This window comes from Cryobacterium sp. PH31-O1 (assembly GCF_030063455.1).
Taxonomy (GTDB): domain Bacteria; phylum Actinomycetota; class Actinomycetes; order Actinomycetales; family Microbacteriaceae; genus Cryobacterium.
The window spans coordinates 156,555-171,849 of sequence record NZ_JASITB010000004.1 but is presented as its reverse complement, the minus strand read 5'-3'; the positions used below and the strand labels follow the sequence as shown (position 1 = coordinate 171,849).

Below are 15,295 nucleotides of genomic sequence, written 5' to 3'. Positions count from 1 at the left end.
CCGCCGGTTGCTGCTCTATGTCGAAAGACAGAAGTGCAGACGAAGGTTCATTCACGTGAACGGCCCGCGCAGGTGTTCGAAGTTTAGTTACAGTCTTTTGGATTGTTCCCCCAAGCTCCGGCGCCCTGCGCTGGAGCTTTTTTCATGTCTGCGCCCCGGGCTAGCCGGCACATGATTATTAATGAGGAGCACCATGGCGAACAAGGAAGCAACGGTCGCCGAGCTTACGGAGAAATTCGAAAGCTCGACCGCCGTTCTGCTCACCGAGTACCGCGGTCTCACTGTTGCGCAGCTCAAGAGCCTGCGTAAGTCCATCAGTGAGGACGCCACGTACGCCGTGGTAAAGAACACGCTCACCAAGATTGCGGCCAACAAGGCCGGCATCACCTCGTTTGACGAGGAACTTGTCGGTCCGTCCGCTATCGCCTTCGTACACGGAGACCCTGTCGCCGTTGCGAAGACCCTGCGTGCCTTTACCAAGGCAAACCCTCTCCTGGTGGTAAAGGGCGGTTACTTTGACGGTAACCCGCTCACCGCAGCGGAGGTTGGCAAGCTTGCCGACCTCGAGTCCCGCGAGGTGCTGCTGGCCAAGCTGGCCGGCGCCTTCAAGGCATCGCTGTTCGGAGCCGCTTATCTCTTCCAGGCACCGCTGTCGAAGGCTGTTCGCACCATCGACGCGCTGCGTGAGAAGCAGGAGTCCGCGAACTAGGCATTTGCTTGGTTTACGGTTCACGAATTTTTAGAAACTATTAGGAGTACATCATGGCAAAGCTTTCCACTGAAGACCTGCTTGAGCAGTTCAAGGGCCTGACCCTCATCGAGCTCTCCGAGTTCGTCAAGGCGTTCGAGGAGACCTTCGAGGTCACCGCAGCCGCTCCCGTCGCCGCTGCCGGAGCCGCTGGCCCCGCCGCTGCTGCCGAAGAGGTTGAAGAGCAGACCGCGTTCGACGTCATCCTCGACGCCGTCGGCGACAAGAAGATCCAGGTCATCAAGGTTGTGCGCGAGCTCACCAGCCTGGGCCTCGGCGAGGCCAAGGCCGTTGTCGATGGCGCCCCGAAGGCCGTCCTCGAGGGCGTTGCCAAGGACGCAGCAGAGAAGGCCAAGGCTTCCCTCGAAGAGGCTGGCGCAACCGTTACCCTCAAGTAATCTGCGCCCCACAAGGGCTCTGATTGAGGTATGACTGGCGCTTGTCTTCGGGCAAGTTCAGAGGGCGTCATCTCCGCGAGGAGGTGACGCCCTTCTTATTTGAGTGATGCCGCGGTGGCCTGTTTTAAGCGAGCGGCCGCGTCATCGGTCGCCGTCGTAAACAGGTAGGCGACCAGGGTCAGGAATCGAGAAAGGATTCCAGGGCAGCCAGAGTGGGTGCGCGGCCAAGTTCGATGTGGGAATAGGCCTGCGCAGCAGCCAGCTCGGCGTTTCCGCTGACCAAAGCCTCATACAATTGCTGGTGCTCGAGGGTCTGCTCGGCCTCGCGCGAGGCGTGCGTAAGACCGAAGACCCACTCCATACGACCGAGCATAGGCTGCAGAAAATCAACCAATAGAGTATTGCCACTCAGGCGCACGATTTCGTCGTGAAAGCCGAGATTCGAGTTGAGACCGCGAGCTCCATCGCCCACCTCAAACGACCGCGTCGAGTCGAGCAGAAACTCATGCATCCGACTGGAATCGCCGATTCCGGCCTGTAAACGGTCGGCCGCCATGCGGGTGGCGAATGGTTCAATGCACAGGCGCGCATCGAAAAGCTGATTGATATCGTCGGTCGAGACCTTTCGAACAACAGCGCCGCGTCGGGGCTCGCTCAGCGCGAAGCCCTCCGCCTCGAGGCGTTGAATCGCCTGGCGCACGGGTACGCGCGACACGGAGTAGAGCTCCGAAAGCTCCCGTTCCTTCAGGCGAGTTCCCGGGCTACGGGCCCCGGAGATGATCGCACGAAGAAGATCACGATAGACCGGCTCGGCCAGAGACTCGCGGTCGGTCTCGGCGCTGGTCATTGCTCTAGATTACGGGGAAGACCGGGGGAACAGGTCATCTATCGTGCCGCCTAGGTAATCGCGCTCAGCGTAGGCGGCGCGCATCTTCTTGAACAATGCCGGCCCACGGCGCCGCATAGCCGCTAAATCTACGTCGCGGATTACGCCGTCGCGCAGCACGACGATCCCGGCCGCCATCGTGAACGCTGCATCGCGAGCGGTGCCACTTAATATGTTTTGGTATTCAGAACTCGCTTTCTGTGGCGAGCGGCAATCAGGCGCTAAAGGTCGAAGCGTCGATGAATTTAATCAAATTCCCTGCAATTTCGCGACATTTTCGATGAATTTCTCTGAAATATCCCGGAGAGATCCTCGCGGACCTTTTACACTTTTCTACCTTTGGTATACAATTACTCATAACAAAGCGGGCACCAGCGAGCAAAACCGTAAGGGATGCACAGCAGCGTGACAGACCACCACTCTGCGGGCTCGCCCGTGTCCACGCGACGAGGCCAACCGGCCCGTTGCTTATCGCTATCGCCTGACTGCGCATCACGAAGAGCCCGGTTGCCCTGATCTCGCGCAGCACAGTCGGCCCGTGGCTTGCCATCACCCGGCCACGGCAGCAACCCTGCTCGCGGGCCATGCCGTCTGATCTGAAAGGACACACAATGCCCAACAGGAATGTTCGTCTCATTCGAAACGTTCGCCCGTGGGGTGCTGACGCGGTCGATCTGCTCATCGAGCACGGACGGATCACCGAGGTTTCGCCGTACCGAGCGGCCCCAGAAAGTTCTGCGGTGAGTGTCGGCGACGGGCTGCTCGACGGTCGTGGACGGCTCGTAGTTCCCTCATTTAGTGATGTGCACGTGCACCTCGATTCGACTCGGATCGGACTGCCGTTTCGAAGGCACACCGGCGGTCCTGGCGTCTGGGCGATGATGATGAATGACCGTAACAATTGGCGTACCGCCGAGATCGGCATCGACGAACGAGTCGCCGGAACGCTTGAGCAGATGATTGCCAAGGGAACGACCAGGGTGCGCTCCTACGCCCAGGTTGACGTGGACTGCAAGCTCGAGAAGTTCGATGCGGTGATGGCGGCGAAGCAGAAATTTGCCGGGCACGCCGATGTGCAGGTCATGACCTTTCCTCAGGCCGGAATCCTTCGGGAGAAGGGCACAGTGGAGTTGCTTGAGGAGTCACTCAAGCAGGGTGCTGATGTCATGGGTGGCATCGATCCCAGCCAGCTTGACCGTGATCCGGTTAAGCACCTCGACATCGTTTTCGGTCTCGCCGAGAAGTACCAGGTCGAGGTCGATATCCATCTGCATGAGCCCGGTGAACTTGGTGTTTTCAGCACGGAGCTAGTGCTTGAGCGCCCGCGAGCGCTGGGCATGCAGGGCAAGGTCACGCTCTCTCACGCATACGAACTCGGCTCGGTATCTGAGGCGGTGAGCAGCCGCCTGATTGATGCATTCGCCGAACTTGACGTGGCGATGGCCACTGTCGCACCCTCGGTGAATCGGCAGCTCTCACTGCTCGCCCTGACCGAGGCCGGCGTTCGAGTCGGGCTCGGGCAGGATGGCCAGCGCGACTATTGGAGCCCCTACGGCAACTGCGACATGCTCGACCGCACCTGGCAGCTGGCATTCACAAACAACTTTCGTCGAGACGAGCACATTGAGCACTGCCTCGCCGTGGCTACCATTGGCGGTGCGAGCATCATGGATCACGACAGTGCCCGTCTCGCAGGGGTTACTGATCGGCCGGGCGTTGCCGTCGGTGATCGTGCCGACCTGCTGTTGGTCGATGGCGACAGCGTGGTCAGCGCCGTCATGGATCGCGGAATTGACCGGACCGTGCTGCACAACGGACGCATTGTGGCAGACGGGCTCCGTGTTCTCACCCGCTGATCCGTCACACCAGAAGCGAACGGCTCGACTTCTCGGTCTGGTCTCAGCGCTACTCATTGGCCTGAACCTTCGACCCGCGGTCACAAGCGTCGCCGCAACGCTCATTGAGGCGCAGCGGATGCTCGACCTGAGCGGGGTCGAGATGACCGTTCTCGCGACCCTTCCCGTCATCGCCTTTGGCTTGACCGCGCCGCTCGGCCCTTGGCTCACTCGCCGCTTCAGTGTGTCGCGGGTGCTGCTCTGGTCAATGTGTGCGCTCGCTGCCGCGCTGGTCATTCGGGTACTCTGGCTGCCGCTCCTGCTACCCGGCACGTTTCTCGCTGGTGCGGCCATCATGGCCGCTGGTACATTGCTGCCTCAGTATCTCAAGTCGCTGAATGCCTCCGGGTTATGGGTGGGGCTGTGCAGCATGACATTTGGTTTGGGCGCCGCCCTGGGTGCAGCGTTCGTCTCGCCCATCTACGCGGCTTCCGGTTACCGTATTGATGTGGCCTGGGGCGTGTGGGCGCTGCCAGCCGCGGTTGCCGCAGCGTCCCTGCTTCTGGGTGTTCTCCGCGCGCGCACCGCAGGCGGTGGGCGAGGCGAGTCGCGCGCGAAAATCGTCTTCACCTCGAATTCCGTGGGCACGATCGCCCTACTCACCCTGGTGTTCGGGGTGCAGGCACTACTTTATTTCGCGGTGACGGCATGGATGCCGTTGCTTTTGACAGATCGGGGGCTTGACACCGCACAGACCGGCTGGTTGCTCGCCTGGTTCAGCATCGCTGGGTTTATTCCGACACTGCTTACTCCCGTTATTGCCCGGCAACGGTCGATTCTGCTGTGGTTCGGCCCGGGGCTGGGAGTCGCGATCGCGGCCGGGATGCTGTGGCTTCTCCTGGCTCCGGCCGATCAGGTCGTCTGGGCAGTCGGTGGTTTGGGTGCCGTGCAGAGCGCGGCATTCGGGCTCTCTATCAGCCTGATCGTGACCATGTCTTCGAACCCAAGCACGGTCGGTGTCGTGTCCGCGTTCGGCCAGGGCGCTGGCTATGCACTCGCGGGTGCTGGCTCCTTGGGAATCGGGCTCCTGCACACTCTGACGGGCAGCTGGGTACCCAGTTTTCTCGTCATGGCTGCCCTTGGCTTGGTGCTGAGCCTGGTCACTGCGGTTGCCATTCGCAGGCACGGGGTTGATTTGGTTGGCAACCCTGCGGTAGCAGTCACAACCCGGTAAGGGCTAGGTGCGCCTAGACCGGTCGCGGGGCGCTCGTGCTTGAGCGGATGACGAGGTTGGTCGGCAGCAGCGTCGGGTTGCCAGGCGGGGCGGCCCCGGGCCCCAGTGCGCTTAGAAGAGAAGCAACGGCGAGTCGGCCCTGTTCTCTGGGGTGCTGCTCGAGCGTAGTGAGACGAAACATGTCGGCATACGGATGACCGTCAATGCCGATGACGCTGAGTTCAGCCGGAACCTGGATGCCGAGTTCTCGAGCGGCGACGATCAGACCGATAGCAATCTCGTCGCTCGCCGCGAAAATCGCGGTCGGGCGCCTGCGCGGATCACCGAGGAGCGCGAGGCCACGTTCGTAGCCGCCGGGGATGGTGAATTCGCAGGAGTAAAAGCATCCGTCTATATGACGGCCCGCGGCGAGCATTGCCGTCTGGAACCCGCGCAGACGATTGCTGTGCACGTGAAAGTCCATCTCGTCGAGCTGGCTGCCTCCCACGTGCAGAATCTCGACGTGGCCGAGGCTGAGCAGGTGTTCGGTGGCGAGTCGGGCTGCAGCAATGTCATCGATGGCGATGGTCGGTACCCCCCGGATCGTGCCGCCGATGCCCACGAGCGGGCGACCCAGCCGATGGAGCTGGTCAACTTCGGGGTCGCTGAGCGCGACACCGATCGAAATGATGCCGTCAAATCGTTTGCGGGCGAGAAAGAATTCAAAAATACTGTCGCGTTCGGGGGAATCCGCGGGGAGGTTGTACAGCGTCATGTCGTAGCCCTGCTCGAGCAGGGCAACCTCGATGCTTTCGAGGATTTCAGCGAAGAACCATCGGCTGATGAACGGGATGACGACCCCAATGCTTTTGGTTCGTCCGGTGACCAGGCTGGCCGCATTGGGGGAGGCGACGTAGCCGATCTGCCGAGCAGCATCGATGACCTTCTGGCGGGTTTCAACTGATACATATCCGCGACCGCTGAGAGCCCTGCTGGCGGTGGCCTTGGCGACGCCGGCCAGGCGCGCGACATCGGCGATCGCGCTCATGGGGCCTCCGTTCCTGAGGGCTGCTGGCAACAGGTTAGCCCTATTGCGGCCGAACTGGAACCGGTTCCATGACGGCCCTTGATTTACCCAAGTCTGCTTCAGTAGACTCATGGGCCACACAGTGGGAAAAATTCAATCTTTGTCATTTTGTTACATTTTCGGCCTTGCCAACCCTCAACCGGCCACGTAATTTATGGTCTGGAACCGGTTCCCGATCTGCGACGACGCGCGCCCGGCGCACGGCGGATCGTCCGCGTTCACCATTTTTCGGCGACTACTCAATTCGGCACCACCAACACCACTCAACGAGGAGAAACAAGATGCGGCCTTCCCTGCACCGTCGAATTACAGCACCGATTGCCATGGCGGCGATTGCTGGTCTGGCTCTGGCCGGTTGTTCCGGCGGCCCCGGGTCAACAGCCAATGACGCCGGAGCCGAGGGCGACGGTGTCGTCACCGTCTACAGCACCATCGCCGATTTTGAGGCCGAGCAGCTTGAGAAGTCCTGGGCCGACTGGGAGAAAGACAACAACATCGACATTCAGTACGAGTCGTCGAAAGAGTTCGAGTCCCAGATTTCCATTCGCGCCCAGGGTGGCAACCCGCCCGACATCGGAATCTTCCCCCAGCCGGGCCTACTGGCTGACCTGGCCAGCCGTGGCTTCATCAAGAAAGCCCCCGCCGCCGTCGAAGCCAACGTCGACGAATACTGGTCGGCTGACTGGAAGGCGTACGGCACCGTGGACGACGTCTTCTACGGCGCTCCATTCAAGGCCAATCTCAAGGGCTTCATCTGGTTCTCGCCAGCCAAGTTCGCCGAGTGGGGTGTCGAGGTTCCCGAGACCTGGGACGACCTGCTCGCCCTGACCAAGACCATCCAGGAAAAGACCGGGACGGCACCGTGGTGTGCCGGATTCGGTTCCGGTGACGCCACCGGCTGGCCGGGCACGGACTGGGTCGAAGACCTCGTGCTGCGTCAGGCCGGCCCCGACGTCTACGACCAGTGGGTCGCCAACGAGGTTCCCTTCACCGACCCCGCCATCGCCGAAGCCTTCGACTCGGTCGGCGAGATCCTGCTCAATCCGGCCTACGTGAATGCTGGCTTTGGCGACGTGAAGTCGATCAACAGCACCCCGTTCGGTGACGTGGCTGCCCCTATTGTCGACGGCACCTGCGCACTGACCCACCAGGCATCCTTCTTCGACGGATTCCTCGGTGACGCCGGCGGGAAGGTCGGCCCGGATTCGGACATCTGGGCGTTCATGACCCCGTCGATCGAAGCCGGTGGCCAGGCGGTGACCGGTGGTGGCGAGATCGTCGGTGCCTTCGCCGATGACGCCGACACCCAGGCCGTTCAGGAATACCTCTCCACCCCGGAGTGGGCGAACAGCCTCGTCTCGATCGGCGGCGGTATCAGCGCCAATAACGGGGTCGACCCTGACCTCGTCGACAGCCCGATCCTTGCCGAATCGATCAGGATCCTCCAAGACCCCGACACCACGTTCCGCTTCGACGCCTCCGACCTGATGCCGGGTGCGGTGGGAGCCGGAACGTTCTTCAAGGGCATTGTCAGCTGGGTCAACGGCACCCCCACCTCCGAGGTGCTCACGAGCATCGAAGCGGGCTGGCCGTCGAGCTAATCCAGTAACCAGCACCACAGCCTGACCGGTGTGCCGCCCGCCTCGAAACACGGGCGGCACACCTCGCTTGGCAGGTGTACGTTACCGATGTGTTTTCACCGGTTCGTGCGCGATCTCGAGGGTCCACTGTCGTACTCGAAAGGTTTCAGATGTCCGCATTCTTCTCCTGGTTGGCGCAACTCCCCGCGCTGGCGCAAGTTCCAATCATCATCCTGGCCTTCGCCGTTGTCGTCGCCGCCATCCTGTTCTTTGTTGAGATCGCCCCCCGCTCCGGGCGAATCTATACGGTCATTCGTCTCGCGGTCTGCGTGCTGGCACCGTTGCTCATCCTCGTCGCTGGCAACTCGTACACCTGGGCCATCATCGCCGCTGGCGTTCTGGGTTTGGGCTTCTTCTATATTGACTACCGCTCGCGCAAGGGTGCCGGCTACCTGTTCCAGCTGGTCGGATTTCTCGCTCCCGCCATGCTGCTGCTGGCCATCGGCCTCGTCATTCCGACCATTCAGACCACGGTGCAGGCCTTCATGAACGCCCGCGGAGACCGATTCGTCGGCCTGGAAAACTTCGCCTGGATCTTCACCCAGCCCGAGAACGTGCGCATCGTGCTCAACACGGTCGTCTGGGTACTCATCGTTCCCACCATTTCGACCATCGCCGGTCTCGCCTACGCGGTCTTCATCGATAAGAGTCGTGGTGAGAAATACTTCAAGATTCTGGTCTTCATGCCGATGGCTATTTCGCTGGTGGGAGCATCCATCATCTGGCGCTTCGTCTACACCGCCCGCCCGGCTGACCAGGAGCAGATCGGTCTGCTCAACCAGTTAGTTGTTCTGTTTGGCGGCCAGCCGGTCGATTTTCTCTCCGTCTCACCGTTCAACACCCTGTTCCTGATTGTCATCCTCATCTGGGTGCAGACCGGATTCGCCATGGTCGTGCTGTCGGCCGCGATTAAGGGCGTTCCGACCGAGCAGATGGAAGCCGCCGAACTCGACGGTACCAATGCCTGGGAGCAGTTCCTGAACGTGACCGTTCCGGGCATCCGCAGCGCACTCGTCGTCGTTCTGACGACAATCTCTATCGTCTCGCTCAAGGTCTTCGACATTGTGCGCACCACGACGGCCGGGTCGAACGAGACCAGCGTCGTCGCCAACGAGATGTACACGCAGTTCAAGAACTTCGAGCAGGGCCGCTCCGCAGCCTTCGCCCTGGTGCTGTTCCTGCTGGTGCTCCCGATCGTCGTTTACAACGCCCGCCAGATCAAGAAGCAGAGGGAAATCCGATGAGCGCGGTCATGCCCCTAGAACTTCCGCTCGACTCCCAGACCAAACGGCAGATCCGTCGCGGCGAACGCCGCCTGGAATCCTCCATTGCTCGCAAAACCAAGAAGCGGCTGACCAGCCGCGGGGCCACCATCGGGGCCCTCATTATCGCGGTGTTATGGTCCATCCCCACCCTCGGTCTGCTGGTCTCCTCGTTCCGCCCGGCGCAGCAGGTGCGCACCACCGGGTGGTGGACCATCTTCACCAACACCGGGGTTACATTCGACAACTACACCACCGCCCTGGCCGCCGGAAACAGCCAGCTGAACCTGGCCGGGTCATTCATCAACTCGGTCGCGATCACCCTGCCGGCTACGCTCATCCCGTTGATGGTAGCGAGCCTCGCCGCTTACGCCTTCGCCTGGATCGACTTTCGTGGCAAGAACGCCCTATTCATCGGCGTGTTCGCTCTGCAGATCGTGCCAATTCAGATGGCGCTGGTACCGCTGCTTCAGTTCTTCTCCGGCGGAACTATCTTCGGCTTTCCCGTCGTCGAAGCGCTCAACCCGGGCAGCGGCTACTCTCAGGTCTGGATCGCTCACAGCATGTTCGCCCTGCCGCTGGCCATCTACCTGCTGCACAACTTCATCTCAGAGATTCCGGGTGAGGTTATTGAAGCTGCTCGGGTCGACGGTGCCGGTCATGGGCAGATATTTTTCCGCATCGTGCTGCCGCTGACGATGCCGGCCATCGCCTCGATCGCTATCTTCCAGTTCCTGTGGGTGTGGAACGACCTGCTGGTGGCGCTGATCTTCGCCGATGGCGCGGTCGCCCCGATGACCAAGCTGCTCGCCGAACTCTCCGGTGCCCGCGGACAGGACTGGCATCTGCTCACCGCTGGAGCGTTCCTGTCCATTCTGGTGCCGTTGATCGTATTCTTCTCACTGCAACGCTTCTTCGTGCGGGGGCTGCTCGCGGGATCTACGAAGGGATAAGGCTGTTTCAAAGACTCGAGCTGGATTCTCGAGAAAGCGGATGCCCGCGGCCCGGCCGGCCGCGGGCATCCGTTCTGGCGGGTGCGTGGTGACGTTTAGAGTGAATGCATGAGTGGAATGCACGGTGCCCCTGGCCCTGGCCCTGGCCCTGGCCCTGGTTCGCGTCAGCAAGCGGGTGTGGAGCGCCCGCGCAAGAGGGTCAGTGGAGCGGATGCCGCAGCGCAGCGCGCCGAGAACGCGCTCGCCCCGCGCATCCCGCACCTGCTGGCTCGTATCGGCGCACTCTTCGCTTCGCACCGCAGCACGCTCAGCATCACCGTCGTGCTCGTTCTGGTCAGCGCCGCCCTCTCGGTGGTGCCGCCGCTGCTCACTCAGCGCGCCTTCGACGACGGCCTCTTTCCGCCAGCGGGTACCCCGAACCTTTCGGTGCTCGGGGTGCTGGTGGCGATGATGCTCGGCGTCTTCCTGGTGAATGCCCTGCTCGGCGTCTGGCAGACCTGGCTCACCGCCACCGTCGGCAACAAGGTGATGGGAGCCCTACGGGTGCGACTGTTCACCCACCTGCAGGCGATGGAGCTGAGCTTTTTCACCAAAACGAAGACCGGTGTGATCCAGTCGCGACTGCAGAACGATGTCGGCGGCGTCGCGACGGTGCTGACCAACACCATCTCAAGCATCCTCGGCAACACGGTCACGGTCATTGCCGCCTTCGTTGCGATGCTGCTGCTGAATTGGCAGCTGACCATCGTGGCTGTGGTGCTGATGCCGATCCTGGTGTTCGCGCAGCGCCGGGTGGGCCAGGTGCGGGCACGCATCGCCGGCAAAACCCAGGAATCGCTGTCGGACATGACGGCGATCACCCAGGAGACCCTGAGCGTTTCTGGCATTCTGCTATCGAAGAGTTTCACCAGGCAGCAGAACGAGATCGATCGGTATGCCGAAGAGAACCGCAACCAGGTGCGGCTGCAGGTCAGCCAGCAGATGAGCGGCCAGTGGTTCTTTGCCACGGTGAGCGTGTTCCTGTCGGCCATTCCCGCGATCGTGTATCTCGTGGCCGGGGCGCTCATGTTCAACGGCACCACGGATGTCACGCCCGGCACGATCGTCGCCTTCACGACCGTGCAGGCGCGCCTGATCTTTCCACTGCTCGGGCTCATGCGTGTCGCGCTCGATCTGCAGACCTCGTCAGCGTTGTTCGCGCGCATCTTCGAGTACCTCGACCTCAAGCCGGCGATCAGTGACAAGCCTGATGCCGCCCGGGTGCCGTCGGCCGGCTCCGAACGAGGTCGGGTCGAATTCGACCACGTGCGTTTCAACTACCCGGATGCCGGCGGTGACGCGCGTCCGACCCTCGACGACGTGTCATTAACAATCGAGCCGGGCCAGTTCGCGGCCTTCGTCGGCCCGTCGGGCGCCGGCAAGACCACCGTGTCATATCTGATTCCGCGTTTCTATGAGGCCTCGGCCGGTCGGGTGCTGTTTTCCGGCGTCGACGTGCGCGACCTGCAGCAGGAGTCGCTCGTGTCGCACATTGGCATCGTCAGCCAGGAGACCTACCTATTCCACGCGACGATCGCCGAGAACCTGCGCTACGCCAAGCCCGAAGCAACGGATGACGAACTGGTCACGGCCGCGCGCGCCGCCAACATTCACGACACGATCGACTCGTTCCCCGACAAGTACGACACGATGGTGGGGGAGCGCGGCTACCGGCTCTCCGGCGGCGAGAAGCAACGCATCGCCATCGCCAGGGTGCTGCTCAAGGACCCGCCGGTGCTCATTCTGGACGAGGCCACGAGCGCGCTCGACTCCATCTCGGAGAGCGTCGTGCAGGCCGCGCTCGACACGGCCAGCCACGGTCGTACCACCATCGCCATCGCCCACCGCCTGTCGACGATCGTCGGCGCCGACGTGATCTTCGTCGTCGAAGCCGGCCGCATCGTCGAGCGAGGTACCCACGCCGAGCTGCTCGCCCACGGCGCCGTCTACGCGAGCCTGTACGCCCGCCAAATCACCGCGAGCCCCGTCGCTGCCGAAGCCGCCGAGCGACTCCCCGCGCCCTAACGCCCCGCGCGACTTTTCCGCGGCCCCCGTGCCCGGGCGTATTTCTGGACGGGGCCCGGGCCCCGTCCCCGGGCCCGGTCTATAAACTGGGCCCGGGGACGTAAGGTGGGCCCGAGATCGACGGTGGCGGGTTACGAGCGGTCGGCGAGCATGCCGGTCATCAGGTCGATCTCGGACTTCTGGCTCAGCACCACTGAGGTGGCAAAGGCCTGCACGGTAGCATTCGTGCTGCGGTCCAGTACGGCCTCCGCCATCTCGATCGCGCCCTGGTGGTGGGCGATCATAATGACGAGAAACTGCCGTTCAGCTTCGATACCGGATGCCGCGGTGAGCGCCGCGATCTGCGCCGCGGTCGCGAGACCGGGCATCGGATCCCCGGCGACGTGGGCTGCGCCGGAGTCGGCCGTGTGCGACGAATCGTGCCCCTCGCCAGCAAGAGTGGGTCGGGTCATCCAGGTCATGGATGGTTCCGGCGCAAACTGGGGCAGACCCCAGACGGCGAGCCACCCCGACATCTGCCCGCTCTGCTTGGCCTGCGTGGTCGCAATGTCGTAGGCGAGCAGCCGAACGGGCCCATCCTGAGTGAGATCGCGCACGATCAGGGCGAGTTCGACACCCTGGTTGTGGTGCTCCTGCATGTCCCGGGTAAAGCCAGCCTCAGCACTCGTCGTGTCGGGGGTGGCGTCGACGATGGTACTGAGCCGGCCCGCAGAAAAGGCCACGGCGCCCATGACGAGCGCCGTGACCACCACCGAGACGACGATGGCGCGCAGAACCGTGCGGCGCGCTTGCGGCCGGCGGGCATCCGCTGTGGGTTGCGCGTTGTCAGAAGTCACGGTGCGCGTGCGTTCTAGGAAACCTTGCCCGGCGCGTCGATCGCGCCCGAGCAAGACGCGCCGTCTTCGGGCACGTTGACGCTCTTCCAAAACTCGGTGAGGAATTCGGCGATGCGCGGGTCGTCGGCGCTGTCAACCTGCAACTGTGCGTTCCAGCCGCTCAGCACGATCGGTGCGGGAATGTCCTCAAAAGGCGAGAGCACGATGTAACTCGACGGCAGTTCGGCTTTGAGCCGGTCGAGTTCGGCGTCGGAGATGGACGGGTCATAAGTGACCCAGATGGCCCCGTGCTCGAGCGAGTGAACGGCATTCTCGTTGGGAACGGCCTGCTCGTAGACGCCGCAGTTGAGCCAAGCCGCGTTGTGTTCGCCACCGGCGGGCGGCGTCTGCTCGTAGGTGACGGCGGTCTCGACGTGGCCAGTGGTGTTACTGAAGGTTTCGACCCCGTCGATCGTCGATGCATCGCCCGCGCCGCCGCCAGCATAGTTGACCGCCTTCGGGGTGAGCACGAATGCCGTCGCGATGAGGGCAATGATGACGACCACGGCCGCTGCGCCGCCGATGATTGCGATCAGCCGGTTTCGCTTGCCGCGCTTTTGCTGGCGGTGATATTCCTCCAGCTTTTTCGCGCGCTTCGCGGCGCGTTCTTCCTTGATGGACACTTTCGCGGTGTTCGCTGGAGTGCGTGCGGGGGAGCCGGGCTGGGGGGTCACGAGGGCCTCTCTGTTGGATCTGCTTCTATTCGAACGTATCAGTGGCCCTTGTAGCTTCCCCCGATGTCGCTCTCACAGTTATTTCTCAGGCTGGTCGCCGGCTCTGCCTGCCCGATAGAGTGGAATTGTGCCCGTTTATTCATCGTGTTGCTGCTGTCGTTAGCCGACCCTCCACGTTCGTAACCGGCCGCAAACGAGCCAGCGTGTAACCTGCCCGGTGTGCAATCCGAGGCCGTTCCCGCCTGATAGCGCGCGGCTCGACAGAAGGAAATTCCATGAAGATCGCAAACACCATCCTCGACCTCATCGGGGAGACCCCGCTGGTCAAACTGCACAAGGTCACAGCTGGAGTGAGCGCCACGGTGCTCGTGAAGCTCGAATACCTCAACCCGGGCGGCTCGGCGAAGGACCGCATCGCGGTGCGAATCATCGATGCTGCCGAGCGCGACGGTCTCTTGAAACCGGGAGGCACAATCGTGGAGCCCACCTCGGGCAACACCGGCGTCGGCCTGGCCCTGGTGGCCCAACAGCGCGGTTACAAGTGCGTGTTTGTGCTGCCAGACAAGGTGGGCGAAGACAAGCGCAATGTGCTCACGGCCTATGGCGCCGAGATCGTCGTGACGCCGACCTCGGTGGCCCCGGAGGACCCCGAGTCGTATTACAGCGTCTCGGACCGGCTGGCGCGCGATATTCCCGGCGCCTTCAAGCCCAATCAGTATTTTAATCCGAACGGACCGCTCAGCCACTACGAGACGACCGGTCCCGAGATCTGGCGCGATACCGACGGCACAGTGACGCACTTCGTGGCGGGTGTCGGCACCGGCGGCACCATCACCGGAACCGGCCGCTATCTGCGTGAGGTATCGAACGACGCTGTACGCATCATCGGCGCCGACCCCGAAGGCTCGGTCTACTCCGGAGGAACCGGCCGCCCCTACCTTGTCGAGGGCGTGGGCGAGGACTTCTGGCCGGGTGCTTACGACCCCACCGTCGTGCACGAGGTCATCGCCGTCTCCGACGCCGACTCCTTCGCCATGACCCGCCGCCTCGCCCTCGAAGAGGGAATCCTCGTGGGTGGCTCGAGCGGAATGGCGGTCGTCGCTGCCCTGCGCGCGGCCGAGAAGCTCGGCCCTGACGACACGATCGTGGTGCTGCTGCCCGACGGCGGTCGCGGCTATCTGGGCAAAATCTTCAACGACGGGTGGATGCGCAGCTACGGTTTCAGCAACGCACCGGCCGGTCACACGGTCGCCAACCTGCTGGAATCGAAGACGGGCAGCCTGCCGGCACTGGTCTATGTGCACCCGAGCGACACCGTGCACGATGCCATCGAAACCATGACCAGCCAGGGCGTGTCACAGCTGCTGGTACTGAACGCCAAGCCGCCCGTCGTTATGGGCGAGGTGCTCGGAGCCGTGGATGAGCGTGCCCTGATGGGATTGGTTTTCTCCGGAGACGCCAAGCTCACCGACCGGGTCGGCTCCATCGTCGGCGACGCGCTGACGCTGATCGGCGTCAACGAACCCGTGGCCGCCGCGCGCGCCGCCTTCGCCGAACACGACGCCCTGCTCGTGACCGACGGCGGCAAGCCGCTCGGTGTTATCACCCGGCACGACCTGCTCAGCTACCTGAGCGTCTAGTCATCATTTTCAACGAGGGA

The 15,295-nt window shown here is 62.7% G+C and carries 13 protein-coding genes; 9 read left to right on the top strand and 4 right to left on the bottom strand.

Going from position 1 to position 15,295, the window contains the following annotated elements:
- Positions 1-193: 193 nt before the first annotated feature.
- The gene (gene rplJ, locus QMK31_RS10040) at positions 194-709 is read left to right on the top strand and encodes a 50S ribosomal protein L10 (RefSeq protein WP_092340410.1); all 516 of its coding nucleotides are present in this window, start codon (positions 194-196) and stop codon (positions 707-709) included.
- Positions 710-762: 53 nt separating this feature from the next.
- Positions 763-1,146 carry a 50S ribosomal protein L7/L12 gene (gene rplL / locus QMK31_RS10035; RefSeq protein WP_092340409.1) on the top strand — a complete coding sequence of 128 codons (384 nt, stop codon included), beginning with the start codon at positions 763-765 and terminating at the stop codon, positions 1,144-1,146.
- 178 nt (positions 1,147-1,324) lie between these two features.
- Here rplL and QMK31_RS10030 read toward each other — a convergent pair whose 3' ends face one another.
- Positions 1,325-1,993: a GntR family transcriptional regulator gene (locus tag QMK31_RS10030; protein WP_283500808.1), complete on the bottom strand. Its 669-nt coding sequence runs from the start codon at positions 1,991-1,993 to the stop codon at positions 1,325-1,327.
- Between the two features lie 650 nt (positions 1,994-2,643).
- Here QMK31_RS10030 and QMK31_RS10025 point away from each other — a divergent pair.
- Both QMK31_RS10025 and QMK31_RS10020 read left to right on the top strand, forming a co-directional pair.
- A complete protein-coding gene (locus tag QMK31_RS10025) occupies positions 2,644-3,888 on the top strand; it encodes an amidohydrolase family protein (RefSeq protein WP_283500807.1) in 1,245 nt (414 codons plus the stop codon).
- Entirely contained in the window at positions 3,872-5,101 is a 1,230-nt protein-coding gene (locus tag QMK31_RS10020) for an MFS transporter (RefSeq protein WP_283500806.1), read from the top strand. Before QMK31_RS10025 ends, QMK31_RS10020 begins: the two co-directional genes overlap by 17 nt.
- Positions 5,102-5,114: 13 nt before the next feature.
- Here the strand turns inward: QMK31_RS10020 and QMK31_RS10015 are convergent, their stop codons facing one another.
- Entirely contained in the window at positions 5,115-6,128 is a 1,014-nt protein-coding gene (locus tag QMK31_RS10015) for a LacI family DNA-binding transcriptional regulator (protein ID WP_283500805.1), read from the bottom strand.
- Positions 6,129-6,448: 320 nt separating this feature from the next.
- On the opposite strand from QMK31_RS10015, the gene QMK31_RS10010 reads away from it, so the two are divergent.
- From QMK31_RS10010 to QMK31_RS09995, 4 genes are all read left to right on the top strand, one after another.
- A complete protein-coding gene (locus QMK31_RS10010) occupies positions 6,449-7,768 on the top strand; it encodes an ABC transporter substrate-binding protein (protein WP_283500804.1) in 1,320 nt (439 codons plus the stop codon).
- Positions 7,769-7,917: 149 nt separating this feature from the next.
- Positions 7,918-9,051, top strand: a complete 1,134-nt coding sequence (locus tag QMK31_RS10005) for a carbohydrate ABC transporter permease (RefSeq protein WP_283500803.1) — start codon at positions 7,918-7,920, stop codon at positions 9,049-9,051.
- A complete protein-coding gene (locus tag QMK31_RS10000; protein WP_283500802.1) occupies positions 9,048-10,022 on the top strand; it encodes a carbohydrate ABC transporter permease in 975 nt (324 codons plus the stop codon). Before QMK31_RS10005 ends, QMK31_RS10000 begins: the two co-directional genes overlap by 4 nt.
- Positions 10,023-10,139: 117 nt before the next feature.
- The gene (locus QMK31_RS09995; RefSeq protein ID WP_502852992.1) at positions 10,140-12,086 is read left to right on the top strand and encodes an ABC transporter ATP-binding protein; all 1,947 of its coding nucleotides are present in this window, start codon (positions 10,140-10,142) and stop codon (positions 12,084-12,086) included.
- A 131-nt stretch (positions 12,087-12,217) separates the two neighbouring features.
- Here QMK31_RS09995 and QMK31_RS09990 read toward each other — a convergent pair whose 3' ends face one another.
- A complete protein-coding gene (locus QMK31_RS09990) occupies positions 12,218-12,922 on the bottom strand; it encodes a DUF305 domain-containing protein (protein ID WP_283500800.1) in 705 nt (234 codons plus the stop codon).
- 14 nt (positions 12,923-12,936) lie between these two features.
- On the bottom strand, positions 12,937-13,635 hold the full coding sequence (locus tag QMK31_RS09985) for a thioredoxin-like domain-containing protein (RefSeq protein WP_283500799.1): 699 nt from the start codon (positions 13,633-13,635) through the stop codon (positions 12,937-12,939).
- A 275-nt stretch (positions 13,636-13,910) separates the two neighbouring features.
- Between QMK31_RS09985 and QMK31_RS09980 the strand changes: the two genes are divergently transcribed.
- Positions 13,911-15,275 carry a cystathionine beta-synthase gene (locus QMK31_RS09980; RefSeq protein ID WP_283500798.1) on the top strand — a complete coding sequence of 455 codons (1,365 nt, stop codon included), beginning with the start codon at positions 13,911-13,913 and terminating at the stop codon, positions 15,273-15,275.
- Positions 15,276-15,295 lie beyond the last annotated feature (20 nt).

Bases quoted from the DNA above. Each gene is read 5' to 3' on its own strand.
- rplJ (WP_092340410.1), top strand. From the start codon at position 194: ATGGCGAACAAGGAAGCAACGGTCGCCGAGCTTACGGAGAAATTCGAA.
- rplL (WP_092340409.1), top strand. From the start codon at position 763: ATGGCAAAGCTTTCCACTGAAGACCTGCTTGAGCAGTTCAAGGGCCTG.
- QMK31_RS10030 (WP_283500808.1), bottom strand. From the start codon at position 1,993: ATGACCAGCGCCGAGACCGACCGCGAGTCTCTGGCCGAGCCGGTCTAT.
- QMK31_RS10025 (WP_283500807.1), top strand. From the start codon at position 2,644: ATGCCCAACAGGAATGTTCGTCTCATTCGAAACGTTCGCCCGTGGGGT.
- QMK31_RS10015 (WP_283500805.1), bottom strand. From the start codon at position 6,128: ATGAGCGCGATCGCCGATGTCGCGCGCCTGGCCGGCGTCGCCAAGGCC.
- QMK31_RS10010 (WP_283500804.1), top strand. From the start codon at position 6,449: ATGCGGCCTTCCCTGCACCGTCGAATTACAGCACCGATTGCCATGGCG.
- QMK31_RS10005 (WP_283500803.1), top strand. From the start codon at position 7,918: ATGTCCGCATTCTTCTCCTGGTTGGCGCAACTCCCCGCGCTGGCGCAA.
- QMK31_RS10000 (WP_283500802.1), top strand. From the start codon at position 9,048: ATGAGCGCGGTCATGCCCCTAGAACTTCCGCTCGACTCCCAGACCAAA.
- QMK31_RS09995 (WP_502852992.1), top strand. From the start codon at position 10,140: ATGCACGGTGCCCCTGGCCCTGGCCCTGGCCCTGGCCCTGGTTCGCGT.
- QMK31_RS09980 (WP_283500798.1), top strand. From the start codon at position 13,911: ATGAAGATCGCAAACACCATCCTCGACCTCATCGGGGAGACCCCGCTG.